The organism is Promicromonospora sp. NPDC050249 (assembly GCF_040656015.1).
In the GTDB taxonomy this organism is placed as follows: Bacteria; Actinomycetota; Actinomycetes; order Actinomycetales; family Cellulomonadaceae; genus Promicromonospora.
Genome location: NZ_JBFAKY010000027.1, coordinates 47636 through 61142 on the forward strand (window position 1 = coordinate 47636; position 13507 = coordinate 61142).

Sequence of the window (13507 nt, forward strand, 5' to 3'; positions counted from 1 at the left end):
TGTTCGACCAGGAATCCTGATCGACGGTGCGACGCGCCGGGCCGGGGGCCTCAGCCCGTGGGCCGGAGCATGGCGAAGCTGCGTTCGAGGAGCTCGGAGATCGTGGTGTCGTCGTCGACGTTCGCCCAGGTGGTGAACGCGACGTCGAGGCAGGCGAGCGCCGCCTGGACGATGATCTCGGCGCGTAGTGCGGTGTCGTCGTCGGGCAGCCGGGCTGCGACGAGGGGGACGAGCATGCGGCCCCACAACTGGTGCTTCTCGAGGTTGCGGGCGCGCAGGGACGCGGTGCTGACGAGCACCCGCATGCCCACCTTGCCGCGCTGGACGCGGCCGTTCTGTGCCAGGAGGTCGACGAACGCCTCGAAGGAGGCCAGGAGTGAGTCCCAGACGGGCTCGTCGGCGGGGCGGGCCGCGAAGGCGTCGCGCACGAACTCGCCCCACTGCTCGGGCTCGCCGACGACGACGTCCTCCTTGGCGGGGAAGTAGCGGTGGAACGTGCGCCCCGACATGCCGGCGGCGGCGGCGATCTGATCGACCGTCACCTTCTCGAACCCGTGCTCGGCGAACAGGTCGAGCGCGATCTCGGTGATGCGTGCGCGCACAGCGTCGCGGCCTATCTCGCGCAGGCTCGGCCCGCTGCTCGTCGTGCTCGACATGGCTCCAGCCTACCGTCGATGCCACCTGTGTCAGTGGCTGACAGCTATGGCGTATGCTGACAGGTATCGCCTCACAGCTAAGGAGTCTCACCATGGAGACGCGCACACTGGGCCGCCAGGGCCTTACCGTTTCGGCGCTGGGCTACGGCGCGATGGGGACGGCGGCGTTCTACGGGCCCACCGACGACACCGAGTCGATCGCCGCCATCCGCCGCGCCCACGACGAGGGGGTCACCTTCTTCGACACGGCCGAGCTGTACGGCTGGGGAGAGGGGGAGAAGCTGCTCGGTCACGCGCTCGCACCGATCCGCGACGAGGTGGTGATCGCGACGAAGTTCGGCTTCACCGAGACGTATGGTTCCGACTCGCGGCCGAGCCACGTCCGCGAGGTCGTGGACAACAGCCTGCGAAACCTGAACGTCGACACCATCGACGTGCTCTACCAGCACATCCCGGACCCGAACGTCCCGATCGAGGACGTCGTGGGCGTGATGAAGGAGTACGTGGACGCCGGCAAGGTCAAGTACCTCGGCCTCTCGAACGCCGACGAGGACACGATCCGGCGGGCGCACGCGGTGCACCCGATCTCGGTCGTGCAGGAGGAGTACTCGATCTTCGACCGGGAGTCCGAGGCTCTGCGGCCGGTGCTCGAGGAGCTCGGGATCGGGCTCGTTGCCTACTCGCCGCTGGCGCGCGGCTTCCTGAGCGGCGCGACCAAGCCGCGTGACCAGTACGAGGCCGACGACGTGCGCCAGATGATCGGCTGGTGGGCTCCCGAGAACTTCGACGCCAACGTCGAGATCGCGAGCCGGCTCGGCGAGCTCGCGGCGAGCAAGGGCATCACGCTCGCGCAGCTCTCGCTCGCCTGGCTGCTGGCTCAGAAGGACTACGTCGTGCCGATTCCCGGGTCGCGTAACCCTGGGCGCGTGGCGCAGAACGTGGCGGCGGTCGGTGTGAACCTGACGGACGACGACCTGGCGCGCATCGCGGAGATCGCGCCGGACGGGGCGGTGGGGAGCCGGGGCGTCTGATCTGACGCTTCCGAGGGCTCGCCGCGACGAGATGACCATGCAGTTGCTGCCAAGATGCTGCGCGTCCTGGCAGCAACTGCATGGTCATCTCGCTTGAGGCGGGGAAGGCTGGATGGGTGCCCGGGCCTGGACGGCTGTCAGGCGAGGAGTGTTTCGATGAAGGGGCCGGGGTAGAGCGACCGCCATAGGAAGAACGCTCCTGCGCCGACGGCGCAGCCCACGAGCCAGAACCAATCCGACGGTGTTGTGCCCTGGCGGGTGTGGTCCTGGCACCGCTCCATCGGGCCCTTTCGGCCGCGGATGCATCGTGTGCCGTTCCTGTTCTTGGCACCGCACGGGTAGGTCGCTGCGAAGCCAGCGGCGACGGGAGTCACGACCAGGAGCAGGAACAGTGCGAGGGCGGACACGGTCCAGATCCTCACTTCTGTGCTCGTGCTCCGCCAATCACGAGCGGTGATTCATCGGCGTGGGGGAGTCCCTGCGTTGCGTCGGGGGTGCTGCACGCGCCCCGTGCCCAGGCGTGAGTGCGGAACGCCGGAAGCCTCAACTGAAAAGCAGTGGATCGGCGCCGCTGTGCGCCATTAGCGTGCTGCCGAACCCAGTCGTCGAGCCAAGGTCGTGCCGTTGTACACCCTGTGAGATTTCCCGAGTGCCGATGTGTCGCGCGTCGCGAATGTGCGCCGCGCACCTTTTTGCTGCGGACCTCTCACTGAGACCGGTGTACTTCTATGCTCAAAACCTGGGCAGTCGTGCCCACCTGCCTGCCGCTCGTCCGCCGTCGTTGTCACGCGTGCGATTCCGAGCGCTTCCGGGCAAGCGGAAAATTCCGCGTCAACGCACACCACAAACTCATCGACGCCTGGCTTCTCGCGCTCTGTACCGTCTGCGAGGAGACCGTCAAGCTCACGGTTCTGGAACGGGTCAAGGTGCGTTCCATCCGGCCGGAGCTACTGGACCGGCTGCACAACAACGATCCTGGCCTGGTACCTGAGGTGCTCCAGGATTCGGCGGTGCAGCGCCGCAATCGCGTCACCCTCGACTGGGACGGCGCCTGGCGTCTCGACACGGGCGGACCGGGCAACCTCGACCACGAGGTGCTCGACGTCTCGGTCCGTTTCGCGGCGCGGATCCCGGTCCGGCCAGTGCGACTGATCGCAGAAGGTTGCGGTCTTTCGCGGGGCGAGGTCGAAAGGCTGATCGTGGCGGGGAAACTCGTCTCGGCAGTCCGGTTGAGCGGCAAGCTCTCCAGCGACTTCACCTTCACGCTCAAGCGCTGAACTCTGCTTGGGACTGCGGCCTGTCCGGCATGATCTGCCGGGCGGGCCGCACTGGGCCCGGGTTTACTCGGAGATGAACGCCCGAGCCAACTCCACCATCGCCGCCGTGACCTCCGCGAGGTCTCTCCCCTCCTCAGTCAGCCAGTACGCGATCATCTCGCCCGACAACGCCGCCAGGAGCGCATCCGCGCGCAGCGCGGGGGAGGGCGTGCCGGCGAGACTCAGCAGGTGGCGGCAGTGCGTGCGCCAGAGGGCGTGCGCCCCGCTGCGGAACCGGGCGCCCGGAGCCGCCGTCTGCGACAGGAGGACCAGCTCCAGCTGCTCGGCGACGAGCTCGGTGTACCCGGCGACGAACGCCGTCAGCCGCTCGACCGGCTCCGCGCCGGGGCCGAGCGGGGGCGGTCCGGAGATCATCAGCTCCTGGAACTGACGCTCACGCTCGCCGAGCAGGGCCATCGCCAGCCCGGCCTTGTCGCCGAAGCCGCGGTAGAGCGTCCCGACGCCGACGCCGGCCTCCTTGGCCACGGCCTGCATGGTCACGCGCTCCACGCCGTCGCGCGCGAAGAGCCGCTCGGCCGCGTCGAGGACCTTGCCCTGGTTGCGGGCGGCATCGACGCGCCGGGATCGGGGCGCGCCTTCGGGCTGCCTGTGCACAGGCAGGGGAAGGCTCGTTGACAAAGCGGAATCGGTTCCGCTAACTTCCTTCATGAAGCGGAACCTATTCCGTTTTCGCGTTGCCGTCGATCCGACACACCGGAGCTGACCATGACCCGACTGTTGCACATCAGCGCTTCCCCACGTGGCGAGGCGTCCGAGTCCCTGGGCCTCGCCACCGCGTTCCTGGACACCTATCGCCAGGCCAACCCCGGCGTCGACGTCGAGCACTTCGACCTGTGGGACGGCACGCTGCCGGAGTTCGGCCCCGCCGCGGCGAAGGCGAAGATGGACGTCTTCGCCGGCGTCGAGCCGAGCGGGGAGGGCGTCGCTGCGTGGGCGGCGGCCAAGGCGACCTTCGCCCGGTTCGACGCCGCCGACCGGTACCTGTTCAGCGTTCCGATGTGGAACTCGGGCGTGCCCTACGTCCTCAAGCAGTTCATCGACGTCGTCTCGCAGCCGGGCATGGTGTTCGGCTTCGACCCGTTGACTGGCTACGAGGGGCTGCTGACGGGCAAGAAAGCCGCGGTGATCTACACCGGTGCGGTCTGGGGCGAGGGCCGCGGGCCGGAGTTCGGCAGCGACTTCCAGAAGCCGTTCTTCGAGGGGTGGCTGCGCTGGGCTGGGATCGACGACATCACGAGTGTGCGGTTCCAGCCGAACCTTGCCGCGGCGGACGTCGATCTGGCGCGCAAGAAGGCGCATGCTGCGGTGCTTGACGTGGCGGGGTCGTTCTGAATCTCGGTCAGCCGCAGGGATCCCCGCCCGAGTAGCACGGGTCGTAGTCGACGTTTTGCTCCACGGGCGGGGGATCGTTGAGGGAGTCCCAGTCCACCTGGGGAACGATCAGCAACGCAATCGCCGTGACCGCCCAGATGCCCACCAGCAGGTGCCACACGTACGCGATGGTGCGCGCGTTCCGCCGTCGGGCAGAGATGAAAGTCCAGGTGACACCGGCCAGCATGATCGCGGCGACGATCGCGTAGAAGGTCGTGTGCCGTGGCTCGGGTGTGGACGGCGCCAGGAATCCGTAGGCGTCCACCGTGTTCATCAGCAGCGCCATTGGGCCGGCGAGGGCGATGAGCGATCCGGCGGCTTCGCCGGCTACTCCGGGACCTGCCTTGGCGGGTTCCGCACCTGGGCCGCTCATCGCGACCGCTCCTGGTCTCCGCGTTGTGTGGGTTCGCGTCTGCCCGTTATAGCCTGGATGGTACGGCCCAGCATTGATGCGCCTGAGCCCGGACTGCTACACATCTCGCCGAGTTTAAGCACGCGCGGCCCATCAGCGTCAGGCAGGCGCCGCGGCTCGGAAGAACGACGTGCGACAGCTGCCGCTCGCCGCCTGCCATGATCCGGACATGAACTCAGACTTGCCGCTTGTGCGGGTGGACCTGTGGCGTGCTGACGCGGTCGTATTGTTCGACTGGCTCATGTCTGTTGACCTGGACGATGTTCCTATCTCGCACCCTGCGCAGAAGCAGGCACTGATGGATCTGCTGACAAGATTCGAGACGGAGACAGCACTTCCGGGCGTGACGCAGGCGGAGATCGACGAAGCTCAGTCGGCCGTCGCGCAGGACATGGGCTGGTAGGCGCCGGTGACCACTCCACTCTCACGCACGAGCGTTCTCCTCTCGCTGCAGAGCGCGCTCTGGGACGCGGTCACACCCGGGCTGCGCGGCGTGGCGGTTCGCTTCGGTGAGGCCCGTATCGAGGGCCGGATGATCTATGACCACGTTCCCGGCCCTACGGACCATGAAGACTGCTCGCTGGTGGAGACCTACGTCATCGCCGACTTCCCTCAGGATGTTGCAGTCAGCCTGGACGCCGTGGCTGTCGTCCCGCCCGAGCCGCGGTTACTGCTCGCGGAAGGGGTGTGGGTATATCTGCGCAAGGAACCAGCCAGACCCGACCTGTGGCATCCGCACCGCAGATCGGCTGCGGAAATCGCGCAGAGGTTAATCGACACGACCGAGTGGTCGCGGTACGAGCTGATGGATGGACCGGCGTCGGATTTCGGCAACGCGCTCAGTGCCTTCATCGCGGACGCGTCGGTTGACCAGTGGCCTGCGCTCTGGGCGACCATGGAGAACCGTGTCTTCTCACAGGACGACATCTTCAGCGCCGCCGAGCCGGCCCTCAGGGTTCTCCTCGCGGCGCTGGTCGACGGAGCCGACGCGTCGGCTCGACTCGGCATCCTGGACCTGATCTTCCACATCGTTCATGCAGCGAGCTACCGCGACGACGACCTTGGAGTGCGGTGCGTGAGTGAGGCGGCGGCCGCCAGCTGGTTGCTCGTGCGGGAAGCTGTAAAGGGCGACCAAAAGGTTGCAGTGTCCTGTATCGAGATACTCGACATAACCAGCCCCGAATACGCCGAACTTGTGCGTGCAACCCGCGGGTAGTCGGTTCTGATCTCGGAATCGTCCAACGACCGGCTGGGCTGACTCGACAGGGTCAAGGGAACGGTTGGGAGCGCCGGTTGCGCCCCGGTGGTTTCGGCGGGGTGCAGCCGTGACCTGGCGCTAGGCTCGTGGCTCGATGGAATGACGTGGTCCATCGGCCAGTCGTTCCCGCCCGCACGCTGCCCTAGAAATCATTTCGAAGGAGCCTCGTCATGAGTGCCTACATCGTGTTCCTCAAAGAGAGCACGCATGACCAGTCCGAGGTCGACAACTATCTGGAGAACGTCGGAAAGACGTTCGAGGGGCATTCAGCGAAGATCCTCGCCGCGTACGGTCCGCAGCAGGTGCTTGAAGGCCCCGAGCCGGAGGGGGTCGTGGTGCTGGAGTTCCCGACCATGGACGAGGCGCGTGCGTGGTACGACAGCCCTGCCTACCAGGCTGCGGCGAAGCACCGTTTCAACGGAGCGACCTTTCGCGTCGTTCTCGTAGAGGGCGCCTGACAGCCGGTCGCGTGACGGTTTGACTAGCTGGCTTCACCGCGCTGTCGATGGCGGGGTCGGTTGGAATCGGCGTACGACAGTCCGACCCACTCACACCCTTCACCGGCGGGAACGGGCACAATCGACCCGTGAACGACGACGCAACGATCGAGTCCGTACGCGACCGGCTCCGAGACTTTGCTGTAGCGCGGGACTGGGGCCAGTTTCACAAGCCCAAGAACCTCGCGATGGCGCTCGCAGGCGAGGTGGGTGAGCTCCTTGCCGAGATGCAGTGGCTGACGGACGATCAGGTCCACGAGCGGCTGGCGGACCCTGACACCCGGGGTGACGTCGAGGAGGAGTTCGCTGACGTCTTCCTGTACCTCGTACAGCTTGCCGACGTCTGCGGGGTGGACCTGATACGGGCGGCACACGCGAAGATCACGAGGAACGACGGCAGGTTCCCGCCGTTGGAGACCTCATCCTGATGTCTCGGGACGGCGGCTGCGGCGGTGGCTTTTCGTAGTGCGCTCTGACCTCGGCCGATACCCTCTCTACATGGTGGATGGTGGGTTGCGCGATGTGGTCTCCGGCGGGCACACGGAAGAGCTGGAGCTGGGAACTGCTGGAGCCTCGGGGCGGGGTGGAGCATGAGCAACTTCGAGATCGAGGATCTGCCGTACACCACGAAGACCGGTGCGCATCTGCGGTCGCGCGGCGGCAGATACACGAACTGGCCCGCCGTCTACGTCCTCAGCAGGCGGCGCGAGGTGTACGTGGGTGAGACGTTCAATCTCGCGAGCCGTATGGACCAACACCGTCGGCTGAAGAGTGATTTGAAGCAGCTGCGGATCGTCCTGGACGACACGTTCCACAAGTCGGTGTGCCTCGATCTTGAGTCGAAGCTCATCACCTATCTCGCAGGCGATGGATACACGGTCCGGAACCGCAACGGCGGGATCACCGATGCCGACTACTACCGACGCGGCGAGTACCGGGAGACGTTCGACAAGATCTTCGAGGCGCTGCGTGGGCTGGGGATGCTCAGGCGCAGCATCCAGGAGATCGAGAACTCCGACCTGTTCAAGTATTCGCCGTTCAAGGCGCTTACCCCGAACCAGGCGAGCGTCGTCGAGAGCGTCGCGGAAGGACTCTTCGAAGACATTGAAGCCGGCCTCAGCACCACCTCGGTGATTCAGGGCGAGCCAGGCACCGGGAAGACCATCGTGGGAGTATTCCTGTTGAAGCTCCTCAAGGATGTTGCTGACGCCGAACATCCGGAGCTGGTCGATGGCGACGAGATGTTCTCGGACCTGTTCACGGAGGGCTACCCGGACCTTGTGCGGGGCAAACGCTTCGGTCTCGTGGTGCCGCAGCAGTCGTTGCGCAAGACGATCCAGCGGGTCTTCCGGACGACGGCGGGGCTGAGCCCCTCGATGGTACTGAGTCCTTTCGCGGTCGGGAACGCAACGGAGAAGTTCGACCTGCTCGTCGTGGACGAGGCGCACAGGCTCGGACAGCGGGCGAGTCAGTCGAACGGCGCGATGAACACTCAGTTCGCAGAGATCAACAAGCGGCTGTTCGGCGATGACGACCCGGGATACACCCAGCTCGACTGGATCCGGGCGCAGAGCCAGCACCAGGTGCTCATGCTCGACGGCGAGCAGAGCGTCATGCCTGCCGACATCCCGCGAGCCGAGCAGAAAGCTGTGGTCGAGGTGGCGCGTCGCGGGAAGCGCTTGTACGCACTCACCTCGCAGATGCGCGTCAAGGCGGGCTCGGATTATGTGCAGTACGTGCGCGATGTGCTGGCAGATATCCCCCGTGAGCCAGCCGGAACATCATTCGTCCCTTACGACCTGCGGATGTTCGATGACTTGGGGGAGATGGTGGTGGCTATCCGGGAGAAGGACCGCGAGCACGGGTTGGCGCGCCTCGTTGCTGGATATGCCTGGCCCTGGCTGAGCAAGGACGACCTCACCGACGACGCGCCGTACGACATCGAGATCGACGGCCAGCGACTGCGCTGGAACCGAAGGGCCACGGATTGGGTCGACTCGCCGACGTCGCTCGAGGAAGTCGGATCGATTCACACCATCCAGGGGTACGACCTGAACTACGCGGGCGTGATCATCGGCCCCGACCTGCGTCTCGACGCAAGTGGGCGAGTCACGATGGACCGCGCCAACTATTTCGACAAGAAGGGGCAGGAGAACAACCGTCAGCTCGGGATCGTCTACACCGACGAGGATCTGTTGCGCTTCATCCGCAACGTCTACGGAGTCCTGCTCACGCGCGGCATCATCGGGACCTACGTCTACGTCTGTGATCCGGCTCTTCGGGAACGGCTGCGGCCGTACCTCTCGACGGCTCCACCTCGCTTGACGTGACCTGCGCGGGCTGGGCCCGGCCCAAAGTAGCAGCCGGTCTGTGCGGCTGCGCCAGCCACATCTGAGTATTCCTGCATGCCCTCGTGTGGCTTTCCGCAGTCCCCTTCGAGTCCCGCAATTCTACGTTGAACGGCATGTCTACGACTCCCGGACTCAGCCGTGCCCCGCGTGTTGTCGCGGTCCTCCTGGTCGTCGCTGTCGCCGCGACCACAGCCATCACCGTCTCCCTGACGCTCGCGCGCAAGCAGACGCTTGCCGCGGTCGCGGCGAGCACGGCGGCGTCGACCTCGTCGTCTCTCCTCACCGTCAGCGAACCGGGGCCGTCCGGGTCCTGGACGTCCGGCTCTCCGCGGTCAGGCGGTGCCGCACGGCCGTCGGGCGCCGAGTACTTTCGCATCGGCACTATCACCAAGACCTTCGTGGCCACGACAATCCTGGAACTCGTCGACGACGGCCGGATCGACCTCGACGCATCCATCGAGACTTACCTGTCTGGAGTCGTGCCGAACGGCGCCAACATCACCGTCCGCCAGATCCTCAACCACACCAGCGGCCTCTACGACTACATGAAGGGCGAGGCCTGGTCCACAAACCGCTGGCGCGGCGACGAGCGCTTCACCACCTATTCGCCCGATCAGTTGCTGACCGAAGCCTTCCGGCACGAGCCGTACTTCGCGCCAGGAACCGACTTCCGCTACTCGAACACCAACGACATCGTCGCGGGCAAGCTCATTGAGGCAGTCACCGGCCAGTCGTACAGCACCGTGATCGAGCATCGAATCCTGAGGCCGCTGAACCTGGCCGGCACATCGTTCCCGGGCTCGGAACCATCGATCCCAGAACCTGCCATCCACGCCACCGCAACCCTCGACAACGGCCGAACTGTCGACGTCACCGAGCAGAACGTCTCCCTCGACTGGGCCGCCGGTGAGATGATCTCGACGACCCACGACCTGCAAGCATTCTTCGACGCGCTCCTCAGTGGCGACCTGATCAGCGAGGACTCCCTCGCTCACATGCGCACCACCGTCCCGATGGGCATGAGCTTCCACTACGGCCTCGGCCTGGAACGCTTCGACCTGCCCTGCGGCGGCCAGCTCTGGGGGCACGGAGGCCAGCTCCTCGGCTACGTCACCTACGCCTACCAGCGCGACGACGGTCGGAGCCTCACCATGCTGCTCGCCTCCGGCAAGGACGACGACTTCATCTCGTTCGCAGCCGCCACCGGAGCGGCGTACTGCTTGACGTGACGGACAGCTAGGTCAGCCCTCCGGATCGGCCAGCACAACGACCCCGGGCGCAGCCTCCACCAACGGAACCGTCCGCTGAGCGGCATCGCTCACGTGGATCCGCGGGTGCGCAGGGAGATCCGCCTCGTAGTACGTGCCTGGACCGTAGAACTGCCCGTACCGAACCACGACCCCACCCGCGTCCAGCACGGCAGCCTCGTGCCAGGCCACGGCGTCGCCCCGCCCAGGCGGCGTCCAGGCAATCGACTGCGCCAGCATCCGCGCTCCACCTGCCGCCAGTGCCGCCGCGAGCAGATTGGCCGTCCCCTCGGTCCGCATCCGTGAGTTCGCGGTAGCCCGCGCCGGGATGTCCGCGGCATCGTCGGGCAGATCCGTGAGCTGGTGCATCACCAGTTCAGACCGGTATTCGACGACGGCGGCGGTGAGCGCCTCGACGTCGTACACGTCCACGGCGACCGGATCGCCGCCGGCCTTCTCGATTATGCCCGCGCGCTCGGCCGAGCGCGTCGTCCCCGTGACGTCATGGCCGGCGGCAACGAGCAAGGGCAGCAGTTGGGACCCGATCACACCGGTCGCCCCGGCGAGGAAGATGCGCACCGGACAACCCTAGGAGACAGGTCGCATGACGCGGCCGGGCCCGGCTGATTGCCCACGGTCGACGACCGAAGCGAACCCACCTGTGTCCAGGGTGCCGATCACCTAGAAGCGAGGCCCACCGCGACGACGAGGAGGGTGAGTGCGACCCCAATCCCGCTGAGAGCGGTGGCCCACACCACGCTGCTCTGACGGTTGCCGGACTGGAGCTCGAGGATCGAGACGGTTAGGCCAGCTATCGCAACCAACGGACCGAAGGGTGGGAGAAGAAGCATGGGGAGGGCCGCTATCCCGAGGCCGAGCGCCCAGCGCGCCCGGGTCGTTCCGCGGAGAGTGCTTGCCAAAGCAGGCTGGGGCCGCCGTGCCTTTGCGGGAGGTACAAAAGGAGTCTTGGGCGCACCCCATGTTGATCCGTCCCACCAGCGCTCCACACCGGGGTCGATCGGATCCGGGTACCACCCTGGACCAGCCGAGCCTGCGGAATTCGGGTGCGTCACTGAGTCTCCTGTGTGTCGTCTCGCAGCGCGACGTCGTTGCGCCTCCCCAATGAAAGCCGACCGCCGACGCGCGGTTGACCACATGGCGGGTGATCTTCATGGCGGCGTGTGATTCACCTGGCCAGCAGTTTTACGTAGCCTTGAAGTCTGTCCGTACGCGAGGAGGTCGCTGATGGCTGGTCTATGGGGTAGGAAGTCGCGCGCGAAGAGCTTGAAGCGCGGCACGTGGGGAAGTGAAACCACAAAGGGCCGCAGCAAGAGCCTGTTCAAGAGGCTGTGGGGCGGCGGTAGCAGCAGCAAGCGCCGCAAGGGCGGCGGCCTGTGGTGAACGCATAAAGCGAAGGGCCCGGACCGTCCGGATCGACGGTCTGGGCCCGTATCCGACCAGCCGGTGTCACGATTCCAGATAATGCAGGACCGCCTGCACCCGCCGGTTTGTCCCCGTCCTCGGCCTTCAGCCCCAGCATCTCCTGCTCGCTCAGCATCCCAGACGGATGCGACGTGTCCCGGAACAGGGGCCGCACCACAACAAGTCGACGCCCATGGTCGCGGGACGGGCTCGTGGGCGTCTTCTAAGTTGGGTGGCGAGTGACCCCCAGGCCGGCGATCGCCGCAGGTGTGCGGACGAGATTGCGAGTGCTGGACTTGTTGTAGATGGCGATCACAGCCCCGCACAGGGCAGCGATAGGAGATGGCCGTGAGCATGCCAACTGAGGCGGATCAAGTGGACGTGAGTCACCACTCGGTGGCGTTTGAACGCATGGCTGAAGCGGCGTTTCTGTCAGATCTGCTGCAGGAGATGTGGTTCGTGCGCAGAGAGGTCATCGACGTACTGCACTCCACGGTCGATGCCTTCGGGTACGACCTCGTCTTGTGGAACCGAGGCGTTACCCGACACGTCCAGCTCAAAACACGGTCGAAGACTGCCCGGACAGCGTCCTACAACTTGGCAACGCAGCTGAGGGATCTGCCAGCGGCGTGTGTCGTCGTGATCGAATGGGAAAGGCTCGACGACGCCAACCGGGCGGAGCTCACCTACCGCTGGTTCGGTGGTGGGCCGCACGAGAGGATCCCTGAACTGGGGGACACAGTCGCCCGGCATACCAAGGCCAACTCGCTGGGCGTCAAAGGGCTCCGTGAAGGACTGCGCAGTGTTCCGCTCGGGCGGTTCCACAAAGTCGCCTCAATGTCAGAGCTCTCCGAGCGGATCTTCGGCCCACCGTCGTGGTTGGCGTCGGTCGCCCTCGCAGATACGTTCTGACCATGGGGGATGACCAGGAGTTTGGCGCTGACACGACCACGACCACACTCTGGAGCCGCTTTGGCCAGAAGCGCCTCTACGTCAAGGTTGACGGCGAACAAGTCGGCTACTGGGACGTCATCGGGGGTGATGCGACGGCCGCAGACCCCGGGCATCCGCAGGCGACTGAGCACCTTGCGGCAATTGAGTCGGCTGCCCTGGGCTGGCTGGCACGTCATGAGAAGGAGACTGAAGCCCCGGTACGAGCCAAAGACCCAGTATCCGGGCCGGTCTCGACCGGGGTGCCGCCTCCGCTACCGTCACAGAGCGTCCAAACTGAGCTCAGTTCGCCAGCGTTGATGCCGCCCGGTGCGTCTGCGCTACCTGCACCGCCAGCAGACCACGGTCGCGACCTCTCCCTGAACAAGCCTGGCGACAGCGCCCGCGAGATGGCGCGCGCGAAGTTTCGCGAGGCTCCGATATCAAATCTTGCCAAGCGGCTGATGGGTCGTCAGACCGGTGGTGACTGGACTTGGCGCCAGGGGGTCCGAGGTGAGCAAGAGGTGGGGAGCGCTCTGTACAACGCCACCCTCCGCACCAGGGGCTGGCTTGTGCTGCACGGGATCACACGCAACGCCCGTGGCACCGACGTCGACCACCTGCTGATCGGCCCGGGCGGCATCTTCTCGATCAACGCGAAGTTTCACGAGGGCAAGAAGGTGTGGCTCAGCGAGCACGCGATCTGGGTCGGCGGCAAGGCGACGCACCATCTACGAGACGCACGCTCGGAGGCCAAGAAGGTCAAAGAACTCCTTGATGCGGCTTATCCGAGCCCACGCGACGTCACTCCAGTGGTCGTCATCGCAGGCTCAAGCAGCTTCTCTCGAGGTAAGAAGGTGCCCTCCGATGTCGTGGTGCGTCACGTCAGCGAGATTGCAGACTGGGTGGCGGGCATGAAGGAGAAGATCAGGCCATGGGAGGTCGAGCAGCTTTACGGAGTGGCTCGCTGGGAGCGGACCTGGCTGCAACCTTGA

Annotated in this window: 16 protein-coding genes; 11 read left to right on the forward strand and 5 right to left on the reverse strand. The window is 65.8% G+C overall.

Annotation, left to right across the window (positions count from 1 at the left end):
• Nucleotides 1-50: 50 nt before the first annotated feature.
• Nucleotides 51-656 (reverse strand): TetR family transcriptional regulator, encoded by a 606-nt coding sequence (locus AB0I32_RS20510; RefSeq protein ID WP_357509361.1) that lies wholly within the window; start codon nt 654-656, stop codon nt 51-53.
• Nucleotides 657-748: 92 nt separating this feature from the next.
• Between AB0I32_RS20510 and AB0I32_RS20515 the strand changes: the two genes are divergently transcribed.
• Nucleotides 749-1687, forward strand: a complete 939-nt coding sequence (locus AB0I32_RS20515) for an aldo/keto reductase (protein ID WP_357509363.1) — start codon at nt 749-751, stop codon at nt 1685-1687.
• Nucleotides 1688-2415: 728 nt separating this feature from the next.
• Complete coding sequence (locus AB0I32_RS20520) at nt 2416-2964, forward strand: DUF1062 domain-containing protein (protein ID WP_357509365.1); 549 nt, start codon at nt 2416-2418, stop codon at nt 2962-2964.
• Nucleotides 2965-3027: 63 nt separating this feature from the next.
• Here AB0I32_RS20520 and AB0I32_RS20525 read toward each other — a convergent pair whose 3' ends face one another.
• Nucleotides 3028-3618 carry a helix-turn-helix domain-containing protein gene (locus AB0I32_RS20525; RefSeq protein ID WP_357509367.1) on the reverse strand — a complete coding sequence of 197 codons (591 nt, stop codon included), beginning with the start codon at nt 3616-3618 and terminating at the stop codon, nt 3028-3030.
• Nucleotides 3619-3729: 111 nt separating this feature from the next.
• Here AB0I32_RS20525 and AB0I32_RS20530 point away from each other — a divergent pair, with 111 nt between their 5' ends.
• Nucleotides 3730-4356, forward strand: a complete 627-nt coding sequence (locus AB0I32_RS20530) for an NAD(P)H-dependent oxidoreductase (protein ID WP_357509369.1) — start codon at nt 3730-3732, stop codon at nt 4354-4356.
• Nucleotides 4357-4363: 7 nt separating this feature from the next.
• Here AB0I32_RS20530 and AB0I32_RS20535 read toward each other — a convergent pair whose 3' ends face one another.
• Entirely contained in the window at nt 4364-4768 is a 405-nt protein-coding gene (locus tag AB0I32_RS20535) for a DUF6234 family protein (protein WP_357509371.1), read from the reverse strand.
• A gap of 208 nt (nt 4769-4976) precedes the next feature.
• Between AB0I32_RS20535 and AB0I32_RS20540 the strand changes: the two genes are divergently transcribed.
• From AB0I32_RS20540 to AB0I32_RS20565, 6 genes are all read left to right on the forward strand, one after another.
• On the forward strand, nt 4977-5210 hold the full coding sequence (locus AB0I32_RS20540; protein WP_357509373.1) for a hypothetical protein: 234 nt from the start codon (nt 4977-4979) through the stop codon (nt 5208-5210).
• A 6-nt stretch (nt 5211-5216) separates the two neighbouring features.
• Complete coding sequence (locus AB0I32_RS20545) at nt 5217-6023, forward strand: hypothetical protein (protein WP_357509375.1); 807 nt, start codon at nt 5217-5219, stop codon at nt 6021-6023.
• 212 nt (nt 6024-6235) lie between these two features.
• Nucleotides 6236-6523, forward strand: a complete 288-nt coding sequence (locus tag AB0I32_RS20550; RefSeq protein WP_357509377.1) for a DUF1330 domain-containing protein — start codon at nt 6236-6238, stop codon at nt 6521-6523.
• Nucleotides 6524-6651: 128 nt separating this feature from the next.
• On the forward strand, nt 6652-6990 hold the full coding sequence (locus AB0I32_RS20555) for a nucleotide pyrophosphohydrolase (RefSeq protein WP_357509379.1): 339 nt from the start codon (nt 6652-6654) through the stop codon (nt 6988-6990).
• Nucleotides 6991-7152: 162 nt separating this feature from the next.
• Complete coding sequence (locus tag AB0I32_RS20560) at nt 7153-8892, forward strand: DNA/RNA helicase domain-containing protein (protein ID WP_357509381.1); 1740 nt, start codon at nt 7153-7155, stop codon at nt 8890-8892.
• A gap of 134 nt (nt 8893-9026) precedes the next feature.
• A complete protein-coding gene (locus AB0I32_RS20565; protein WP_357509383.1) occupies nt 9027-10142 on the forward strand; it encodes a serine hydrolase domain-containing protein in 1116 nt (371 codons plus the stop codon).
• 12 nt (nt 10143-10154) lie between these two features.
• Here the strand turns inward: AB0I32_RS20565 and AB0I32_RS20570 are convergent, their stop codons facing one another.
• Both AB0I32_RS20570 and AB0I32_RS20575 read right to left on the reverse strand, forming a co-directional pair.
• The gene (locus AB0I32_RS20570) at nt 10155-10739 is read right to left on the reverse strand and encodes an NAD-dependent epimerase/dehydratase family protein (RefSeq protein WP_357509385.1); all 585 of its coding nucleotides are present in this window, start codon (nt 10737-10739) and stop codon (nt 10155-10157) included.
• Between the two features lie 98 nt (nt 10740-10837).
• Nucleotides 10838-11317 carry a DUF2510 domain-containing protein gene (locus AB0I32_RS20575; RefSeq protein WP_357509387.1) on the reverse strand — a complete coding sequence of 160 codons (480 nt, stop codon included), beginning with the start codon at nt 11315-11317 and terminating at the stop codon, nt 10838-10840.
• Between the two features lie 613 nt (nt 11318-11930).
• Here AB0I32_RS20575 and AB0I32_RS20580 point away from each other — a divergent pair.
• Together AB0I32_RS20580 and AB0I32_RS20585 are read left to right on the forward strand one after the other, a co-directional pair.
• Complete coding sequence (locus AB0I32_RS20580) at nt 11931-12494, forward strand: hypothetical protein (RefSeq protein ID WP_357509389.1); 564 nt, start codon at nt 11931-11933, stop codon at nt 12492-12494.
• A gap of 2 nt (nt 12495-12496) precedes the next feature.
• The gene (locus AB0I32_RS20585) at nt 12497-13507 is read left to right on the forward strand and encodes a nuclease-related domain-containing protein (protein WP_357509391.1); all 1011 of its coding nucleotides are present in this window, start codon (nt 12497-12499) and stop codon (nt 13505-13507) included.

Bases quoted from the DNA above. Each gene is read 5' to 3' on its own strand.
- AB0I32_RS20510 (WP_357509361.1), bottom strand. From the start codon at position 656: ATGTCGAGCACGACGAGCAGCGGGCCGAGCCTGCGCGAGATAGGCCGC.
- AB0I32_RS20515 (WP_357509363.1), top strand. From the start codon at position 749: ATGGAGACGCGCACACTGGGCCGCCAGGGCCTTACCGTTTCGGCGCTG.
- AB0I32_RS20520 (WP_357509365.1), top strand. From the start codon at position 2,416: ATGCTCAAAACCTGGGCAGTCGTGCCCACCTGCCTGCCGCTCGTCCGC.
- AB0I32_RS20530 (WP_357509369.1), top strand. From the start codon at position 3,730: ATGACCCGACTGTTGCACATCAGCGCTTCCCCACGTGGCGAGGCGTCC.
- AB0I32_RS20535 (WP_357509371.1), bottom strand. From the start codon at position 4,768: ATGAGCGGCCCAGGTGCGGAACCCGCCAAGGCAGGTCCCGGAGTAGCC.
- AB0I32_RS20540 (WP_357509373.1), top strand. From the start codon at position 4,977: ATGAACTCAGACTTGCCGCTTGTGCGGGTGGACCTGTGGCGTGCTGAC.
- AB0I32_RS20550 (WP_357509377.1), top strand. From the start codon at position 6,236: ATGAGTGCCTACATCGTGTTCCTCAAAGAGAGCACGCATGACCAGTCC.
- AB0I32_RS20560 (WP_357509381.1), top strand. From the start codon at position 7,153: ATGAGCAACTTCGAGATCGAGGATCTGCCGTACACCACGAAGACCGGT.
- AB0I32_RS20565 (WP_357509383.1), top strand. From the start codon at position 9,027: ATGTCTACGACTCCCGGACTCAGCCGTGCCCCGCGTGTTGTCGCGGTC.
- AB0I32_RS20575 (WP_357509387.1), bottom strand. From the start codon at position 11,317: ATGTGGTCAACCGCGCGTCGGCGGTCGGCTTTCATTGGGGAGGCGCAA.
- AB0I32_RS20585 (WP_357509391.1), top strand. From the start codon at position 12,497: ATGGGGGATGACCAGGAGTTTGGCGCTGACACGACCACGACCACACTC.